The sequence below is a fragment of the Pseudomonas sp. GM18 genome (assembly GCF_000282195.1).
Lineage (GTDB): Bacteria > Pseudomonadota > Gammaproteobacteria > Pseudomonadales > Pseudomonadaceae > Aquipseudomonas.
In genome coordinates this window covers 1-17690 of record NZ_AKJT01000084.1, presented here as the reverse complement: position 1 = coordinate 17690, position 17690 = coordinate 1, and the positions used below count along the sequence as shown (strand labels likewise).

At 58.8% G+C, this 17690-nt stretch carries 13 protein-coding genes and 1 tRNA gene; 10 read left to right on the top strand and 4 right to left on the bottom strand.

The window, feature by feature from the left end; genetic code table 11:
• Positions 1 to 378: 378 nt before the first annotated feature.
• The 8 genes from tig (at position 379) to PMI21_RS07295 (ending at position 10050) form a co-directional block, all read left to right on the top strand.
• Positions 379 to 1689, top strand: coding sequence for a trigger factor (gene tig, locus PMI21_RS07265; protein WP_033064156.1), 1311 nt, complete (start codon positions 379 to 381; stop codon positions 1687 to 1689).
• A gap of 93 nt (positions 1690 to 1782) precedes the next feature.
• Positions 1783 to 2418, top strand: coding sequence for an ATP-dependent Clp endopeptidase proteolytic subunit ClpP (gene clpP, locus PMI21_RS07270; protein WP_007940402.1), 636 nt, complete (start codon positions 1783 to 1785; stop codon positions 2416 to 2418).
• Positions 2419 to 2529: 111 nt separating this feature from the next.
• Positions 2530 to 3813: an ATP-dependent Clp protease ATP-binding subunit ClpX gene (gene clpX, locus PMI21_RS07275; protein WP_007940401.1), complete on the top strand. Its 1284-nt coding sequence runs from the start codon at positions 2530 to 2532 to the stop codon at positions 3811 to 3813.
• A 239-nt stretch (positions 3814 to 4052) separates the two neighbouring features.
• On the top strand, positions 4053 to 6449 hold the full coding sequence (gene lon / locus PMI21_RS07280; RefSeq protein WP_007940400.1) for an endopeptidase La: 2397 nt from the start codon (positions 4053 to 4055) through the stop codon (positions 6447 to 6449).
• Between the two features lie 150 nt (positions 6450 to 6599).
• Positions 6600 to 6872 carry an HU family DNA-binding protein gene (locus tag PMI21_RS0128275; protein WP_002552737.1) on the top strand — a complete coding sequence of 91 codons (273 nt, stop codon included), beginning with the start codon at positions 6600 to 6602 and terminating at the stop codon, positions 6870 to 6872.
• A 53-nt stretch (positions 6873 to 6925) separates the two neighbouring features.
• Positions 6926 to 7002: transfer RNA gene (locus PMI21_RS07285), tRNA-Asp, on the top strand.
• 102 nt (positions 7003 to 7104) lie between these two features.
• Positions 7105 to 8976, top strand: a complete 1872-nt coding sequence (locus PMI21_RS07290) for a SurA N-terminal domain-containing protein (protein ID WP_007940399.1) — start codon at positions 7105 to 7107, stop codon at positions 8974 to 8976.
• A gap of 234 nt (positions 8977 to 9210) precedes the next feature.
• Entirely contained in the window at positions 9211 to 10050 is an 840-nt protein-coding gene (locus tag PMI21_RS07295; RefSeq protein WP_007940398.1) for a DUF2242 domain-containing protein, read from the top strand.
• Positions 10051 to 10405: 355 nt separating this feature from the next.
• Here the strand turns inward: PMI21_RS07295 and PMI21_RS07300 are convergent, their stop codons facing one another.
• Together PMI21_RS07300 and PMI21_RS07305 are read right to left on the bottom strand one after the other, a co-directional pair.
• A complete protein-coding gene (locus PMI21_RS07300; RefSeq protein WP_033064155.1) occupies positions 10406 to 11446 on the bottom strand; it encodes an AraC family transcriptional regulator in 1041 nt (346 codons plus the stop codon).
• A gap of 3 nt (positions 11447 to 11449) precedes the next feature.
• Positions 11450 to 12580: a carbon-nitrogen hydrolase family protein gene (locus PMI21_RS07305; protein ID WP_007940395.1), complete on the bottom strand. Its 1131-nt coding sequence runs from the start codon at positions 12578 to 12580 to the stop codon at positions 11450 to 11452.
• 208 nt (positions 12581 to 12788) lie between these two features.
• Between PMI21_RS07305 and PMI21_RS07310 the strand changes: the two genes are divergently transcribed.
• Both PMI21_RS07310 and PMI21_RS07315 read left to right on the top strand, forming a co-directional pair.
• Positions 12789 to 14828, top strand: coding sequence for an NADPH-dependent 2,4-dienoyl-CoA reductase (locus tag PMI21_RS07310; RefSeq protein WP_007940394.1), 2040 nt, complete (start codon positions 12789 to 12791; stop codon positions 14826 to 14828).
• A 189-nt stretch (positions 14829 to 15017) separates the two neighbouring features.
• On the top strand, positions 15018 to 15950 hold the full coding sequence (locus tag PMI21_RS07315; RefSeq protein WP_007940393.1) for a 1-aminocyclopropane-1-carboxylate deaminase/D-cysteine desulfhydrase: 933 nt from the start codon (positions 15018 to 15020) through the stop codon (positions 15948 to 15950).
• Here PMI21_RS07315 and PMI21_RS07320 read toward each other — a convergent pair.
• Positions 15947 to 16495 (bottom strand): cytochrome b, encoded by a 549-nt coding sequence (locus tag PMI21_RS07320; RefSeq protein ID WP_007940392.1) that lies wholly within the window; start codon positions 16493 to 16495, stop codon positions 15947 to 15949. The two genes, PMI21_RS07315 and PMI21_RS07320, sit on opposite strands and share 4 nt — an antisense overlap.
• 190 nt (positions 16496 to 16685) lie before the next feature.
• Positions 16686 to 17513 carry a phosphonoacetaldehyde hydrolase gene (phnX, locus tag PMI21_RS07325; RefSeq protein ID WP_007940391.1) on the bottom strand — a complete coding sequence of 276 codons (828 nt, stop codon included), beginning with the start codon at positions 17511 to 17513 and terminating at the stop codon, positions 16686 to 16688.
• Between the last annotated feature and the right edge of the window lie 177 nt (positions 17514 to 17690).

The following is a 17690-nucleotide window of genomic DNA, read 5'->3' as shown; positions in this document are numbered from 1 at the left end:
AACAGTCTGGCGCCTTTTTTGTTTCAGTGGTTTGAGTGTCGGCGGCTGCAGGTTGTGGGCCGCAGGGGCAGGTCGCTTCGTCGTATTTATGTTTCTCGATGATGCTCGATTTGCCCGCCGATCCCCTCGCGGGGTTGGCTGTCAGGGACGGATTGCCGAATCCTTCTATATATAGGAAGGTGGTTGCAGAGCCCTGGCTTGATTGGCTGTATTTGCTAACAGGGCGAGGCACAACCGTTTGTCCCCGCCTATAAATTGCCTGCTGTTTTTTTACCCGTTTTCAGTAGGGTGACTTCTTGAGTTTGACCCACTAGAATGCATGCCCTTGATTCTGGGGTCGGAAACGGCCGGCTAACGTCTGTGCAACGAGGAATATCCATGCAAGTTTCTGTTGAAAATACTTCTGCTCTTGAGCGCCGCATGAGCATCACCGTGCCGGCTGAGCGCATCGAGACTCAGGTCAACAAGCGTCTGCAGCAGACTGCCCAAAAGGCCAAGATCGCTGGCTTCCGTCCAGGCAAAGTGCCAATGAGCGAAATCAAGCGCCGTTTCGGTGCCGAAGCTCGTCAGGAAGCGGTAGGCGACGTGATCCAGTCTTCCTTCTACGAAGCTGTCGTCGAGCAGAAGCTGAACCCGGCTGGTTCGCCGTCTATCGAACCTAAATCCCTGGAAGCGGGCAAGGACCTGGAATACGTAGCTGTATTCGAAGTGTTCCCTGAGTTCACCGTTGCCGGTTTCGAAGGCATCACTGTCGAGCGCCTGAGCGCCGAAGTGGCTGATGCCGATCTGGACAAGATGCTGGAAGTCCTGCGCAAGCAGAACACCCGTTTTGAAGTGGCCGATCGTGCTGCCCAGAACGAAGACCAGCTGAACATCGATTTCGTCGGCAAGGTCGACGGTGAAGTGTTCGCAGGCGGTTCCGCCAAAGGTACTCAGCTGGTGCTGGGTTCCGGCCGCATGATTCCTGGTTTCGAAGACGGTCTGGTTGGCGCTAAAGCCGGCGAAGAGCGCGTTCTGAACCTGACCTTCCCAGAGGACTACCAGAACCTCGACCTGGCAGGCAAAACTGCTGAGTTCACCGTGACCGTGAACACCGTTTCCGAGCCTAAACTGCCAGAGCTGACCGAAGAGTTCTTCGCTCAATTCGGCATCAAGGAAACCGGTCTGGAAGGCTTCCGCACCGAAGTTCGCAAGAACATGGAGCGTGAACTGCGTCAGGCGATCAAATCCAAGGTCAAAAATCAGGTGATGGACGGTCTGCTGGCCACCAACCCGATCGAAGTGCCCAAGGCTCTGCTGTCCAACGAAGTCGACCGTCTGCGCGTGCAGGCTGTTCAGCAGTTCGGTGGCAACATCAAGCCTGACCAACTGCCGGCCGAGCTGTTCGAAGAGCAAGCCAAGCGCCGCGTCGTGCTGGGTCTGATCGTGGCTGAAGTGGTCAAGCAATTCGACCTCAAGCCTGACGAAGCCCGCGTTCGCGAGATGATTCAGGAAATGGCTTCGGCCTACCAAGAGCCTGAGCAGGTTGTGTCCTGGTACTACAAGAACGACCAGCAACTGAACGAAGTCCGTTCGGTTGTGCTGGAAGAGCAAGTTGTGGATACTGTTCTGCAGAAAGCTAGCGTGACCGACAAATCGGTCTCTTACGAAGAAGCAGTCAAGCCGGTAGAAGCTCCACAAGCCGACTGATCGTTTTTGCGGTAAGAAGCACACACCATAAGCCAGCCTTCGTGCTGGCTTATGCGTATTCAAGACATAACTATTTGGGAGTGACTGCAGAGCATGTTCCGTAATTCGTATATTCAGCAGAACTCTGATATCCAGGCCGCAGGCGGCCTGGTCCCGATGGTTGTCGAGCAGTCCGCTCGTGGCGAGCGCGCCTACGATATTTACTCGCGTCTTCTCAAGGAGCGAGTGATCTTTCTGGTTGGTCCGGTAGAGGACTACATGGCCAACCTGATTTGTGCGCAACTGCTGTTCCTTGAAGCGGAAAACCCGGACAAGGACATCCATCTCTATATCAACTCCCCGGGCGGTTCGGTAACGGCGGGCATGTCGATCTACGACACCATGCAGTTCATCAAGCCAAACGTGTCGACCACCTGTATCGGTCAGGCATGCAGCATGGGCGCATTTCTGCTGACCGCCGGTGCCCCCGGCAAGCGTTATTGCCTGCCGAACTCGCGTGTGATGATTCACCAGCCACTGGGCGGTTTCCAGGGGCAGGCGTCGGATATCGAAATCCATGCCAAGGAGATCCTGTTTATCCGCGAGCGTCTCAACACGCTGATGGCCGCGCATAGCGGTCGCACTCTTGAAGAAATCGAGCGCGATACCAACCGCGATAATTTCATGAGTGCAGAAGCTGCGCGTGAGTACGGCTTGATCGACGAAGTGATCAGCCAGCGCCCTGTTTAAAATAAGCAGCCCAAAACAGGCTTGGTCGGCAGGTCCGACACCAGCGGGCTTGAAAAAGCCCGCAATAGCCTTCATCTTGTGTTGCAAGCCTATCGGATTTGGATCGAACGAATGACTGACACCCGCAACGGCGAGGACAACGGCAAGCTGCTCTATTGCTCCTTCTGTGGCAAAAGCCAGCATGAAGTACGCAAATTGATTGCCGGCCCCTCGGTCTTTATCTGCGACGAGTGCGTCGACCTGTGCAATGACATCATCCGCGAGGAGGTGCAGGAGGCACAGGCCGAAAGCAGCGCGCATAAATTGCCTTCGCCTAAAGAAATCAGCGGCATCCTCGATCAGTACGTGATTGGTCAGGAGCGCGCGAAAAAGGTTCTGGCCGTAGCGGTGTACAACCACTACAAGCGTCTGAACCAGCGTGACAAAAAGAATGACGACGTCGAGCTCGGCAAGAGCAACATCCTGCTGATCGGCCCGACAGGCTCGGGTAAAACCCTGCTGGCCGAAACCCTGGCCCGCTTGCTGAACGTTCCGTTCACTATCGCCGACGCAACCACCCTCACCGAGGCAGGTTACGTGGGGGAAGATGTCGAGAACATCATTCAGAAACTGCTGCAGAAGTGCGATTACGACGTAGAAAAAGCCCAGATGGGCATTGTCTACATCGATGAAATCGACAAGATTTCGCGCAAGTCTGACAACCCGTCGATCACCCGGGACGTTTCCGGTGAAGGCGTGCAGCAGGCCCTGCTCAAGTTGATCGAAGGCACGGTCGCTTCCGTTCCGCCTCAAGGTGGTCGCAAGCATCCGCAGCAGGAATTCCTGCAGGTCGACACCCGTAACATCTTGTTCATCTGCGGCGGTGCATTCTCCGGTCTGGAAAAGGTTATTCAAAACCGTTCCACCAAGGGTGGCATCGGTTTCAGCGCAGAAGTGCGCAGCAAGGAAGAAGGCAAGAAAGTCGGTGAATCCCTGCGTGAAGTCGAGCCTGACGATTTGGTCAAGTTCGGTCTGATCCCGGAATTCGTCGGTCGTCTGCCGGTACTTGCCACGCTGGACGAGCTCGACGAGGCTGCGCTGATGCAGATTCTCACCGAGCCGAAAAATGCTCTGACCAAGCAGTATGCCAAGTTGTTCGAGATGGAAGGCGTGGACCTGGAATTCCGGGCCGACGCGCTGAAATCGGTCGCCAAACGTGCCCTGGAACGCAAAACCGGTGCCCGTGGCCTGCGCTCGATTCTCGAAGGTGTATTGCTCGACACTATGTATGAAATCCCCTCGCAGTCCGAGGTGAGTAAAGTAGTGATCGACGAAAGCGTTATAGAAGGCAAGTCCAAGCCACTGTATCTCTATGAGAACAGTGAGCCGGCTGCCAAGGCAGCGCCAGACGCTTAAGCGTCACACTGCTGGAATAAAGAAGGGGCCTTCGGGCCCCTTTGCTATTGTGGGGACTGGCTCGCCGGACGGTCGACCTGACTATTTGGATGCTTGCGGACCCATACGGGCGGTGCCGTAAGCGGCGATCTTCAAAGTGGTTCTTTTATCCGCTTGTTTTTTTTGAAAACAGCCCCCATCTTGGTTTCAAGCTTACTTCCATCTGTTTACGGCCTTATGGCCGCCGTAGAGGCGAAATCATGAAGACGACCATCGAATTGCCTCTCCTGCCATTGCGTGATGTCGTGGTTTATCCGCACATGGTTATCCCGCTGTTCGTGGGGCGCGAGAAATCCATCGAAGCTCTCGAGGCAGCGATGACGGGCGACAAGCAGATCCTTCTGCTGGCTCAGCGGAATCCTGCTGACGACGATCCCGGTGAAGAAGCACTTTATCGCGTAGGCACCATTGCTACCGTTCTGCAGCTGCTCAAGCTGCCTGACGGCACCGTCAAGGTTCTTGTCGAAGGCGAGCAGCGGGGCGCCGTGGAGCGCTTCAGCGAAGTCGACGGCCACTGCCGTGCCGAAGTCTCTCTGATCGACGAAACCGAAGCGCCTGAGCGCGAATCGGAAGTGTTCGTCCGCAGCCTGCTGGCTCAGTTCGAACAATATGTGCAGCTGGGCAAGAAAGTCCCCGCTGAGGTCCTGTCGTCGCTCAACAGCATCGACGAGCCAGGCCGCCTGGTCGACACCATGGCCGCGCACATGGCCCTGAAGATCGAGCAGAAGCAGGAAATCCTCGAAATCATCGATTTGTCGGCCCGGGTCGAGCACGTTCTGGCGTTGCTGGATGCCGAGATTGATCTGCTGCAAGTCGAAAAACGCATTCGCGGCCGTGTTAAAAAGCAAATGGAGCGCAGCCAGCGCGAGTACTACCTGAATGAGCAGATGAAGGCCATTCAGAAAGAGCTGGGCGATAGCGACGAAGGCCATAACGAAATCGAAGAGCTGAAAAAGCGCATCGATGCCGCCGGTCTGCCTAAAGATGCGTTGGCCAAGGCTCAGGCCGAACTGAACAAGCTGAAGCAAATGTCGCCAATGTCCGCGGAAGCGACCGTGGTGCGCTCGTACATCGACTGGCTGGTTCAAGTGCCGTGGAAAGCCCAGAGCAAAGTGCGCCTGGACCTTGCCCGTGCCGAAGACATTCTCGACGCCGACCACTACGGTCTGGAAGAAGTCAAAGAGCGGATCCTCGAATACCTCGCCGTGCAGAAGCGCGTGAAGAAGATTCGCGGCCCGGTATTGTGCCTGGTCGGTCCTCCAGGGGTGGGTAAAACCTCTCTGGCGGAGTCGATTGCGCATGCCACCAACCGCAAATTCGTCCGCATGGCCCTCGGCGGCGTGCGCGATGAGGCGGAAATTCGCGGTCATCGCCGGACATATATCGGTTCGATGCCAGGAAGATTGATTCAAAAGATGACAAAGGTGGGCGTCCGCAACCCGCTGTTCCTGCTCGATGAAATCGACAAGATGGGCAGCGACATGCGTGGCGATCCGGCGTCGGCGTTGCTGGAAGTGCTCGATCCCGAGCAAAACCACAACTTCAACGATCACTATCTGGAAGTCGACTACGACCTGTCCGATGTGATGTTCCTGTGCACCTCCAACTCGATGAATATTCCGCCGGCGCTGCTGGACCGGATGGAAGTGATTCGTCTGCCGGGTTACACCGAAGACGAGAAGATCAACATCGCCGTCAAATACCTTTCGCCCAAGCAGATTGCTGCCAACGGCCTGAAGAAAGGCGAGCTGGAATTCGACGCCGAAGCGATCCGCGACATCATCCGCTACTACACCCGCGAAGCCGGTGTACGTGGGCTGGAGCGCCAGATTGCCAAGGTTTGCCGCAAGGCGGTCAAAGAGCATGCGCTGGAAAAACGCTTCTCGGTGAAGGTGACTGCCGAGATGCTGGAGCACTTCCTGGGCGTGCGTAAATTCCGTTACGGCCTGGCTGAACAGCAGGATCAGATCGGTCAGGTCACCGGCCTGGCGTGGACCCAGGTGGGCGGCGAATTGCTGACCATCGAAGCTGCAGTCGTGCCGGGTAAAGGCCAATTGATCAAGACCGGTTCTCTGGGTGACGTGATGGTCGAATCGATCACCGCAGCCCTGACCGTTGTCCGCAGTCGTGCGAAGAGCCTGGGGATTCCCCTGGACTTCCACGAGAAGCGCGACACGCATATCCACATGCCTGAAGGGGCGACCCCGAAAGACGGCCCTAGCGCCGGTGTAGGCATGTGCACGGCCCTGGTGTCGGCATTGACTGGCATTCCTGTAAGAGCGGACGTCGCCATGACCGGCGAAATCACCTTGCGTGGTCAGGTGCTGGCGATCGGTGGCTTGAAGGAAAAACTGCTGGCTGCTCACCGTGGCGGAATCAAGACGGTGATCATTCCTGAAGAGAACGTACGCGATCTGAAGGAAATTCCTGACAACATCAAGCAAGATCTGCAGATTAAACCCGTTAAATGGATTGACGAGGTCCTGCAAATTGCGCTGCAATACGCGCCGGAACCCTTACCGGATGTGGTTCCGGAGATCGTTGCAAAGGATGACAAACGCGAGTCTGACTCTAAGGAAAGAATTAGCACGCATTAGTACGCATTTGCCTGGGGGGCTTCCTTGACAGTTTTTTAGAGCCCTTGTTATAAAGCGGCTCTTAAGTGTCTGTAGGCCATTCAGCACTCGTTTTTTTGCTTTCACCAAAAAACTTAGAATCAAACTCAAATAGATATAAGGGGACTTAGAGTGAACAAGTCGGAACTGATTGATGCTATCGCTGCATCCGCTGATATCCCGAAAGCTGCTGCTGGCCGTGCGCTGGACGCTGTAATCGAATCCGTCACTGGCGCTCTCAAGGCTGGTGATTCTGTTGTTCTGGTTGGTTTCGGTACTTTCTCCGTGACTGATCGTCCAGCTCGCATCGGTCGTAACCCACAGACCGGTAAGACGCTGGAAATCGCAGCAGCCAAAAAACCAGGTTTCAAAGCCGGTAAAGCACTGAAAGAAGCTGTCAACTAAGTTCGATTCAGGTTTTTGCCTATCCGGGTCGGGGTCATTCCTGACTTGGCAGCGGAGCGGTAGTTCAGTCGGTTAGAATACCGGCCTGTCACGCCGGGGGTCGCGGGTTCGAGTCCCGTCCGCTCCGCCAGTTACGAGAAGGCGCATCCTCGGATGCGCCTTTCTTCTATCCGGATTCTACCCACGCTCCACGGTTGCCTAATTTTGAAGTTCAACCGTTTCTGGGGGACGCATGCTGCAGAATATCAGGGACAATTCACAAGGCTGGATTGCCAAGACCATTATCGGGGTCATCGTTGCACTGATGGCTTTGACCGGTTTCGACGCCATTTTTCGGGCCACGACGCACAAAAATGAAGCGGCCAAGGTCAATGGCGAAGAAATCAGCCAGAACGAGCTGAGCCAGGCGGTCGATATGCAACGCCGTCAGCTCATGCAACAGCTGGGCAAGGATTTCGATGCTTCCTTGCTCGACGAAAAAATGCTGCGCGAATCGGCCCTCAAAGGCTTGATCGATCGCAAACTGCTGCTGCAAGGCGCAGAAAAATCGAAATTCGCTTTCTCCGAAGCCGCTTTGGATCAAGTGATCCTGCAAACGCCTGAATTCCAGGTGAACGGCAAGTTCAGCACCGAGCGTTTCGACCAGGTGATCCGTCAACTGGGCTACAGCCGTCTGCAATTCCGCCAGATGCTGTCTCAGGAAATGCTGATCGGTCAGCTGCGCGCTGGCCTGGCCGGTAGCGGCTTTGTCACCGATGCACAGGTTCTGGCCTTCGCCCGTCTGGAAAAACAGACTCGCGATTTCGCCACCGTGAACGTCAAGGCAGACCCGGCGGCAGTAAAACTGACCGACGATGAGGTCAAGGCCTACTACGACGAACACGCCAAGGAGTTCATGACGCCGGATCAGGTGGTCATCGATTACCTCGAATTGAAGAAGGCATCCTTCTTTGATCAAGTCAGCGTCAAGGACGAAGACTTGCAAGCGGCGTATCAGAAAGAAACCGCGAACCTGTCCGAGCAACGCCGGGCTGCGCACATTCTGATCGAAGTGAACGACAAGGTGACCGAGGCGCAAGCCAAGGCCAAGATCGAAGAAGTGCAGGCGCGTCTGGCCAAAGGCGAGAGTTTCGAGGCCCTGGCCAAGGAGTTCTCCCAGGATCCAGGCTCGGCTAACAACGGCGGTGACCTCGGTTTTGCCGGTCCAGGCGTCTACGATCCAGCGTTTGAAAAAGCCCTGTATTCGTTGGCCAAGGATCAGGTCTCGGAGCCGGTTCGCACTGACTTCGGTTTCCACCTGATCAAGCTGTTGGGTGTCGAAGCCCCTGAAGTGCCGACGTTCGCCAGCCTGAAAGACAAGCTGACCCGCGAGTTGAAAACCCGGCAAGTCGAGCAGCGTTTCGTCGAAGCGACCAAGCAACTGGAAGACTCCTCGTTCGAGTCCTCTGATTTGGCCCAGCCGGCACAAGACCTCAAGCTGACCGTTCACACGTCCGCGCCATTCGGCCGTGAAGGTGGCGAAGGTGTTGCGGCCAACCGCGCAGTGGTGACCGCTGCATTCAGTCCTGAAGTGCTGGATGAGGGTGCCAACAGCACCGCCATCGAGCTGGACCCGGAAACCGTGATCGTGTTGCGCGCCAAGGAGCACCGCAAACCAGAGCAACTGCCGCTGGAAAGCGTGGCTGACAGCATCCGCGTGCAATTGACCAAGGAGCACGCCAGTGCCGCTGCCAAGACCAAGGCCGATCAACTGATCGCCAGCCTGCGCGACGGCAAGACCGCACTGGACAAGGCGATCGATGGTCAGAGCTGGAAAGTCACCGCAGCCGCGACTCGCGCTCAGGAAGGGGTCGACCCAACTGTGCTGCAAGCGCTGTTCCGCATGCCCAAGCCAGCCTCCAAAGACAAGCCGACCTTCAGCAGCGTGACCCTGGCCGATGGTAGCCTGGTGATTGTGCGTCTGAACGGCGTGAATGAAGGCGCTGCGCCGACTGAAGAAGAGAAGGCTCAATACCGTCGCTTCCTCGCCTCGCGCATTGGCCAGCAAGACTTCGCGGCCTATCGCAAGCTGCTGGAGCGTGAGGCTGAGATCAAGCGTTTCTGATGCTTGACTGAGTTTGTGCGACACAAAGGACCCCAGCCCAAAGGCTGGGGTTTTTTGTGGGTGAAACGAAAAGATCGCTGCCGCAGGCTGCGATCTTTTGATTTTTGCGCCGGCGGGACTTTCTCCTGATATCACGGTCAATGAGTCTGTAGCCGTTTTTAGACACAATCGATACTCCGCTAAGCATCGATCTGTTGCACAATACGCCCCGAACCGTTTTCCTCAGGATGTTCAATGTTTAAATCAATTCCCATGCGTGTTGTCGGGCTAGCCTTGGTGCTGGCCGCCGCTGCCGGTTGTTCGTCGAAGAAAGCCGCCGTCTATGAGCATGAGAACTTCGACGACTCCGGGACGTTTTCGCGCAGCTACCCGGTGACCGATACACAAACCTGCGAAGCCGCCCGTCGGGCCTTGCTCAGCCAGGGTTACATCATCACCAGCAGCGATCCGAAACTGGTCAGTGGACACAAGAGCTTCCAGCAGACCGGCGAAACCCATATGGAGATCAGCTTCAGTGTGGTCTGCGCCGATGACGGCAGCGAGGGGCACCACGCGACCGTGTTCGCCAACGCCCTGCAGGACCGCTATGCGCTGAAAAAGACCAACAACTCCGCCAGCCTCGGCGTCGGCGTGTTGGGCTCGGTATCGATGCCGATCGGCTCGTCTGACGACTCGATGGTCAAGGTCGCCAGCGAAACCGTGTCTTCGGCCAAGTTCTATGAACGCTTCTTTGCCCTGGTCGAATTGTTCCTGCCGCCGGAAGCGAAGAAGGCCGCGCACATCGTCGAGAAGCCGAAAACCGAACTGGGAGTGCCTGAAGCCAAGGCAGCACCGGCTCAATTGGCGCCGACTCCGGCCCCGGCGGCAGAACCTGCGCCTGCTCCGGCGCCGGCAGCCGCACCGACTCCTGCCATTTCGGAACCTGTTGTGCCACCTGCTGAAGCGGCGCCGATTACCCCGGCTGCGAGTAGCGAGCCGACTTCGTCCACAGAGACAGTCACGCCAGCGGCGGCCACAAGCACGCTGCCGCCGCCGACCGAGCCGATTTCGGCCATGCCTGTCTCCAGCCAGTAATTGGCTTGCGTTGTTGTTACTGGGGCGGGTCAGACGATACCGCCCCCGTAATGCCTTTCAACATTGATCCACATCACGCCTAGCCGTATTCCTACGGCTTATATCGAAAAAAACCTGTGATAAATTCCTGACCACCTGCTACGTTTTATTGAGAGCGCCCCTTGGTGTCGTGCCAGCGTCATTTTTCTTTCATGCGGGCACTTTATGCTCGGGGTGCTGGTCATTTATTCAGACGGTTTTTTCAACAAGCGATGGGGGTTTAATAATGGACGATTATCAAGAAGAACTGCTCGAGTATCAGGCGTTTGAACTGGACCCGCTGGAGCCGGCCGAAGACGCTACCGAGCTGTAAACCTCACGCGGATTGGCGATGACTGCGGCGAAACTCGCCAGGAGTCTGGCCGTTCCAGCGTTTGAAGGCGCGCTGAAAGGCTTCGGCTGAGGCAAACCCCAGCAGATAGGCGATTTCGCCGAACGCCAGTTCAGTGTCGCGGATGTAGGTCATGGCCAAGTCGCGGCGTGTATCGTTGAGAATTGCACGAAATTGCGTGCCTTCCTCGGCGAGTTTGCGGCGCAAGGTCCAGGTTGGCAGCTTCAGGCGTGCCGCCACTTCTTCCAGGTCGGGTTCCCGGCCACCATTGAGCAACGGGCCCAGCAACTGAGTGATGCGTTCACGCAGGCTGCGGGTGCGTGTCAGTTGCTCCAGTTCCCGTTCACACAATTGCAGCAGGTGCCGCCAGGTGCTCGGGCAGTGCTCCGGGTTGCGCTGGGCGAGGCCGTCCAGGCTCAGGCGCAGTTGATTCTGTTCGGCGCCAAACTGGATCGGACAGTCGCCGAGTACGGCGTAGGCCTCACGGTAATCCGGCGCGTCAAATTCGATTTCGATTCGTTCGGCGCGCAGCGGGGCAGGGCTCACGCTGGACAATTGCTGCAACCAGCCAGCGATGATCGAATCCACCACGAAGCGGTTGTAGGCGTTGTAGGGGCTGATCGAATAGAACCGCAGCCACGCGCCTTGGGCGTCTTCGTGAAAGCTCGACTGGCCGCGATAGTTGGAGCCGTACAGCGCTTCGAAACGAATCAGGCAGCGCGCCGCTTCGCGCACGGTGGGTGCCTGGGCGGCGGTGACGCCGGCCAGGCCGGCCTGGCTCAGGCGACTGAGCTGGCCCATGCGCAAACCCAGCGCCGGGTCGTCGGTCAGTTGAATGGCGCCGTGGCCCAGGCGCATGTAGCGCGGGATCGACAGGCGGGCGCCGGCTTCGGCCAGTCGCGCGGCGTCGAGGCCGTACTGTTCCAGTAACGGTTGTGGGTCCAGGCCATGGCTGCGCACGGCGTCGGCCAGGCTATGGACGAAGCCCACCGACAGATCCCCGAGGCGCATCGGCTGCGGTCTCATTGCTTACAACCAGAGGTTCAGCAATTGCGCGCCGTGGGCATCGCCGTCGGCGAAATGCTGTCCGTTGCTGCTGAGGAAGCTTTGACCGGCGCTGCTCTTGTCCCAGAACTGACCACGCAGGAACACGCTCATGCCGGCGATGGTCTGGCTGCCCGGTGGTTGGGCGATCAGCGTCAGCCGCTGCCAGGCCTGACCTTCGCTGAGTTCGCCAGCCTTGAGGCTGACAGAGCTCGGCGCAGGCAGGCCTTTATAGCCGCGCCACGGTTGATCCCAGGACCCACGCCCGACGACGAACGCCGGGACCGCCACCAGTTGCGCGCCTTGGTCGTCGAGTTTGCGGTAGTTGTCGGGGTACCAGCTGTCGCTGCCGATCAGCACGCCGAGGCGTCCGGCCGGGGTGTCGACGACGTTGACCGGATGATCGGAATTGCCTTGGAGCGTGCCGCGTCCAGCGAATGTCGGGTGCATTTGTCGCTGGGGCTGGCCGATCGGCAGGCCGTCGCGACCGAACACCACGCTGCTGTTGTACAGCGCACCGTGGCCGATGTGCAGGGTGCCGTCGCTGACGCTCGGCTCGGGCAGCACGATGGAACCGGCCACCAGAGTCACGTGGAATTCTTTCGCCAGCCCACCGAACAGCGCCTGGTAATCCTTGGCCATGCGCTTGGCTTTCATCCGCAAGTGCGCGTCGTCGAGACGGTTGCTGCCTTCGGCGCTGATCAGGGCGCGGATGAACTGCAACGGGTTGCTCGCCGCCAGCCAGTTCATGGCTTCCTTGAGGGTGGTGGCCTGGTACAGCTCGTCTTTCTCGCCGCTGACCATCAGCCAGGTGCCGACATGCTCAGGCAGTACGACGATGGTTTTTTCATTCAGCAGGCCCTGGTCCTGGGCCTTCTGCAAATAGGCCGCGAGCTTGCGGTGCAGGCGCTCGGGGCTTTGATAGTCGGTGGGGAACAGTTCGGGCTGGATGCCCAGCAGATTGCCGCGATCGGCGGGCGTGCCCTGATCGACCGCAAGATTGATGCGCAGGTCCGACAGGTAATGACCCACCGGACGGTCCGCGGCCCACATCGCGTAGGTCGTGAGAACGGCGATCATCGCCATGGAGAGGGTCAGGTACAGAAGTTTGCGCATGGAAAACAATCAACGGCCGTGTGCAGGGTTCGCGACTAGGGTAGGGCCCATGCCTGCGCTTGCCAAGGGGCGCTGCGCATTTGGATCAATAAGTTGTCAGTTACGGTCATTGAGTGACAGCGGTGCGACTCTTAGTCTGTCGAACATGACTGACGGGGGCCGAAGAGCTCCTGCAATTTTTCCGTGATCGCTCGTAGTGGAGTTACCGATGGCCGCCGCTCATTACCCGCACTTGTTGGCCCCGCTGGATCTGGGTTTCACCACGTTGCGCAACCGCACCCTGATGGGCTCGATGCACACGGGCCTCGAAGAAAAGCCCGGCGGTTTCGAGCGCATGGCCGCGTACTTCGCCGAACGTGCCCGTGGCGGTGTAGGCCTGATGGTCACCGGCGGTATCGGCCCGAACGATGAGGGTGGGGTTTACTCCGGCGCGGCCAAGCTGACCACCGAGGAAGAAGCGCTCAAACACCGGATCGTCACCCGCGCGGTGCACGAGGCGGGCGGCAAGATCTGCATGCAGATTCTGCATGCCGGGCGTTATGCCTACAGCCCGAAGCAGGTGGCGCCGAGCGCGATCCAGGCGCCGATCAACCCGTTCAAGCCCAAAGAGCTGGACGAGGAAGGCATCGAGAAGCAGATCAGCGATTTCGTCACCTGCTCGACCCTGGCGCAACAAGCCGAGTACGACGGTGTCGAGATCATGGGTTCCGAAGGTTATTTCATTAACCAGTTCCTCGCCGCTCACACTAACCATCGCACTGACCGCTGGGGCGGCGCCTACGAAAACCGCATGCGCCTGCCAGTGGAAATCGTCCGTCGGGTGCGCGAAGCGGTCGGCCCGAACTTCATCATTATCTTCCGCCTGTCGATGCTCGACCTGGTGGAAGGCGGCAGCACCTGGGAAGAAATCGTGCAATTGGCCAAGGCCATCGAGCAGGCGGGCGCGACCATCATCAACACCGGCATCGGCTGGCACGAAGCGCGAATTCCGACCATCGCCACCAAAGTGCCGCGTGCGGCGTTCAGCAAAGTCACGGCGAAACTGCGTGGTTCGGTGAGCATTCCGCTGATCACCACCAACCGCATCAACACCCCGGAAGTCGCCGAGCAGATCCTGGCCGAAGGCGATGCCGACATGGTGTCGATGGCGCGGCCGTTCCTCGCCGATCCGGATTTCGTCAACAAAGCGGCGGCCGGCCGTGGCGACGAAATCAACACCTGCATCGGTTGCAACCAGGCTTGTCTGGATCACACGTTCGGCGGCAAGTTGACCAGTTGCCTGGTGAACCCGCGGGCCTGCCATGAAACCGAGCTCAATTACCTGCCGGTGCAGCAGATCAAGAAAATCGCCGTGGTCGGCGCCGGTCCTGCGGGGCTGTCCGCCGCTACCGTGGCCGCCGAACGCGGTCACCAGGTGACGCTGTTCGATTCGGCCAGCGAAATCGGCGGCCAGTTCAACATCGCCAAGCGTGTGCCGGGCAAGGAAGAGTTCTTCGAAACCCTGCGCTACTTCAACCGCAAGTTGCAGACCAGCAACGTCGAGCTATGCCTGAACACCCGTGTGGACGTGGCGCAACTGGTCGAGGGCGGTTACGACGAAATCATCCTGGCCACCGGCATTGCGCCACGGGTGCCGGCGATTCCGGGCGTCGAGCACGCCAAGGTGTTGAGCTACCTGGACGTGATCCTTGAGCGTAAACCGGTGGGCAAGCGCGTTGCAGTGATCGGCGCTGGCGGTATCGGTTTCGACGTGTCGGAATTCCTCGTGCACGAAGGCGTGGCCACCAGTCAGGACCGCGAAGCGTTCTGGAAGGAGTGGGGCATCGATACGCACCTTGAAGCGCGTGGCGGTGTCGCGGGCATCAAGGCGGCACCGCATGCGCCAGCCCGTGAAGTGTTCCTGCTGCAACGCAAGACATCCAAGGTCGGCGACGGTCTGGGCAAGACCACGGGCTGGATTCACCGCACCGGGCTGAAGAACAAACAAGTGCAGATGCTCAACAGCGTCGAGTACCTGAAGATTGACGACGAAGGCCTGCACATCCGCATCGGCGAAAGCGGCGAACCGCAGGTGCTGCCGGTGGACAACATCGTGATCTGCGCCGGGCAGGATCCGTTGCGCGAGTTGCACGACGGTCTGGTGGCGGCCGGGCAGAACGTGCACTTGATCGGCGGCGCGGACGTGGCGGCGGAGCTGGATGCCAAGCGTGCGATCAACCAGGGTTCGCGGTTGGCGGCTGAGCTGTAATCAACACAAAATCTGTGGCGAGGGAGCTTGCGCCCGCTGGAGGCCGAAGGACTCCCTCTATCAGCGATGATGTAGTGTCAGGTTAATCACCGTCGCTGATTCTGTGGCTGCTGCGCAGCCAAGCGGGAGCAAGCTCCCTCGCCACAAGTCTGCTGCTAAGATGCTGGATCTTATCCAGAGCCGGCATCAATGCTTTCCCCTCCAACAGACTGGCTCCCCCAAGCCCCCCTCGAACCCCTTCACCTCGACTGGCTCACCACGGCCGGCATCGACGTCGCCATCCTGCGTCTGGACCAGATCGACCCGCTGATCAGCGGCAACAAGTGGTTCAAACTCATCGAACACCTGAAAGCCGCCGATCAGAACGGCGCCCAAGGCATCATCAGCCTGGGCGGTGCTCACTCCAACCATCTCCATGCATTGGCCGCAGCGGGTAAACGCTTCGGTTTCAGCACGGTCGGTTTACTGCGCGGGCATCCGCAAGACACCCCTACAGTGAAGGACTTGCAGGCGTTCGGCATGCAGTTGCACTGGTTGGGCTATGGCGGTTATCGGACGCGGCACGAACCGGGCTTCTGGCAGCCATGGCGGGCGCAGTATCCCGAGCTGCAACCGGTGCCGGAAGGGGGGGGCGGCTTGCGTGGGGCAAAGGGCTGTATGCAGCTGGTGGCACAGGTCCGCGAGCAACTGAGCGGTCTGGGCTGGAGCAACTATGACGGCTGGTGGCTGGCCTGCGGAACGGGCACGACCCTGGCCGGTCTGGTGCTGGCCGAGGCGGGTGAACACCCGGTGTATGGCGCGCTGGCGGTGCCCGACGATCATGGCGTGGCGCAGCAGGTCGAGATGATTGTGCAGGAAGCCGGTTGGGGCGATCCTTTGTATGAACTGCTGGACGCCAGCCGTGGCGGTTTTGCCAAAGTTGATTCGCAGCTGATTGCATTCATCGCGCAGACCGAACGGGCCAGCGGCATTCCTTTCGAACCGCTGTACACCGGCAAAGCGCTCATGGCACTCAAGCAACAGGTCGAAGCCGGTAAATTTCCCCCAGGCACGCGCCTGATCTTCATCCACACCGGCGGCTTGCAGGGCCGCCGGGGGTTCGAGCAAAGCGGTCGCGACTAACCGCGTTTGGGCATCATCCGCAGCAAGGTGTTATCGCGCACCACATAGTGGTGGTAAAGCCCGGCCACGGCGTGCAGCCCGATCAGCCAATAACCGAGGGTGGCGCCGAGCTCATGCCAGCCCTGGAACTGCTTGGCCAGCGGTTTGTTTTCTTCGATCAGCAATGGCAAGTCAACGCCATAGAACATCACCCGATGCCCCTCGGCGCTGGTAGTCAGCCAACCCAGAACCGGCACGGTGATCATGAAAATATACAGTGCCCAGTGCATCAGCCTGGCGAGCACGCTTTGCCAGTGAGGCGAGGCCGGGAAGATCTGCGGCGCTGGCCCCAGGCTGCGGGCGAACAGCCGCAACCAGACCAGCACGAACACGGTCAGGCCGAGCATGAAGTGCGCTTCCTTGATCAGCGTTCGGCCGCCACTGCCTTTGGGGAAGATCCCGCGAAACTCGATACAGGCGTAGACCAGTATTAACAGAACCAGCATCAACCAGTGCAGCGCGATCGATACGGTGCTGTAGCGTGATTCGGAATTCTTCCAGGGCATACGGTGTTCCTCACAGGTCTGGTCTGAAGTCACCGTTCTTGTTCGACGGCGTGCGTTAACTGTAATCCTGTTTCGCAGGATTTGCCCGAGGCAAATCGGCTGTTGAATGCTCTAAATCAAGTGATCGACCACAAAAAAGCGCCAGTTCCATCCAGGGAACTGGCGTTTTTTTATGACGTGAGGGGGGCAATCAGTTGGTTTGCGGCATCTCGCCGTGGGCCAGGCGCTTGTTGATGTCGGCGATCACCTCGGGCAAGTCGGTGATGGTGTCGATCATGTAGTGCGGTCGCGAGCCTTCGAACAGGGCATGAATGCGCTTGCGTTCGCTGGCCAGTTTGTCGCTGCTCAGCGCGCGATAGCCTTCGTAGTCCAGACCCAGCGCGTTGCCGGAGCAGATCAACGCCACGGTCCACATGCCGGCACGGCGACCTTCAAGTATGCCCGGCACCGTGTCATCGATCTTCACGCAGGCCGCGACGTCGTCGATGCCCAGGGCAATGACGTTGGCCAGGGCCTGAGCGGGCCATGGGCGACCGTTGGGCACTTCGTCGGTGGCGACCACGTGATCGGCGACGTAGCCGTTGGCGGCGGCCAGTTCTACCACTTTGTCCATGACTTGTTTCGGGTAGCCGGAGCAGGAACCGATCTTTATTCCTTGTTGGCGCAGGTTAGCGATGGTGTCCAGGGCGCCCGGAATCAGCGCCGAATGTTCGGCGATTTTTTCAATCTGCAGCGGCATGAAGCGTTGGTAGATGGCAGTGACGTCAGCGTCGGTCGGCGTGCGGCCGAACACCTGGCGATAACGCTCGGCAACTGGCGGCTGATCGCACAAGGTGCGGATATGCTCCCACTTGCCCATGCCCATCGGCCCGCGAGCTTCTTCGATGGAAACCTGGACGTCGAACTCGGCGAAGGCTTCGACGAAAATCTGTGTCGGGGCGAAGGAGCCGAAGTCGACCACGGTGCCGGCCCAGTCGAGGATGGCGGCTTGCAGTTTGGTTGGGTTGCAGTAGTTCATGTCTCATATCCTGTCTGGGGGAATAGTGATCCGTAGCAGCTGCCGAGCCTGCGAGGCTGCGTTCGGCTGCGCAGCAGTCGTGAAATCAGGCACCGCGGTCTTTCAGTTAAACCAGGTGCGCAGGGTTTACGACTGCTGCGCAGCCGAACGCAGCCTCGCAGGCTCGGCAGCTGCTAC

Excerpts from the sequence above, each read along its gene's own strand:
- PMI21_RS07290 (WP_007940399.1), top strand. The coding sequence starts at position 7,105 with ATGCTGCAGAATATCAGGGACAATTCACAAGGCTGGATTGCCAAGACC.
- PMI21_RS07300 (WP_033064155.1), bottom strand. The coding sequence starts at position 11,446 with ATGAGACCGCAGCCGATGCGCCTCGGGGATCTGTCGGTGGGCTTCGTC.
- lon (WP_007940400.1), top strand. The coding sequence starts at position 4,053 with ATGAAGACGACCATCGAATTGCCTCTCCTGCCATTGCGTGATGTCGTG.
- PMI21_RS07310 (WP_007940394.1), top strand. The coding sequence starts at position 12,789 with ATGGCCGCCGCTCATTACCCGCACTTGTTGGCCCCGCTGGATCTGGGT.
- tig (WP_033064156.1), top strand. The coding sequence starts at position 379 with ATGCAAGTTTCTGTTGAAAATACTTCTGCTCTTGAGCGCCGCATGAGC.
- clpP (WP_007940402.1), top strand. The coding sequence starts at position 1,783 with ATGTTCCGTAATTCGTATATTCAGCAGAACTCTGATATCCAGGCCGCA.
- clpX (WP_007940401.1), top strand. The coding sequence starts at position 2,530 with ATGACTGACACCCGCAACGGCGAGGACAACGGCAAGCTGCTCTATTGC.
- PMI21_RS07320 (WP_007940392.1), bottom strand. The coding sequence starts at position 16,495 with ATGCCCTGGAAGAATTCCGAATCACGCTACAGCACCGTATCGATCGCG.
- PMI21_RS07315 (WP_007940393.1), top strand. The coding sequence starts at position 15,018 with ATGCTTTCCCCTCCAACAGACTGGCTCCCCCAAGCCCCCCTCGAACCC.
- PMI21_RS07305 (WP_007940395.1), bottom strand. The coding sequence starts at position 12,580 with ATGCGCAAACTTCTGTACCTGACCCTCTCCATGGCGATGATCGCCGTT.
- phnX (WP_007940391.1), bottom strand. The coding sequence starts at position 17,513 with ATGAACTACTGCAACCCAACCAAACTGCAAGCCGCCATCCTCGACTGG.
- PMI21_RS07295 (WP_007940398.1), top strand. The coding sequence starts at position 9,211 with ATGTTTAAATCAATTCCCATGCGTGTTGTCGGGCTAGCCTTGGTGCTG.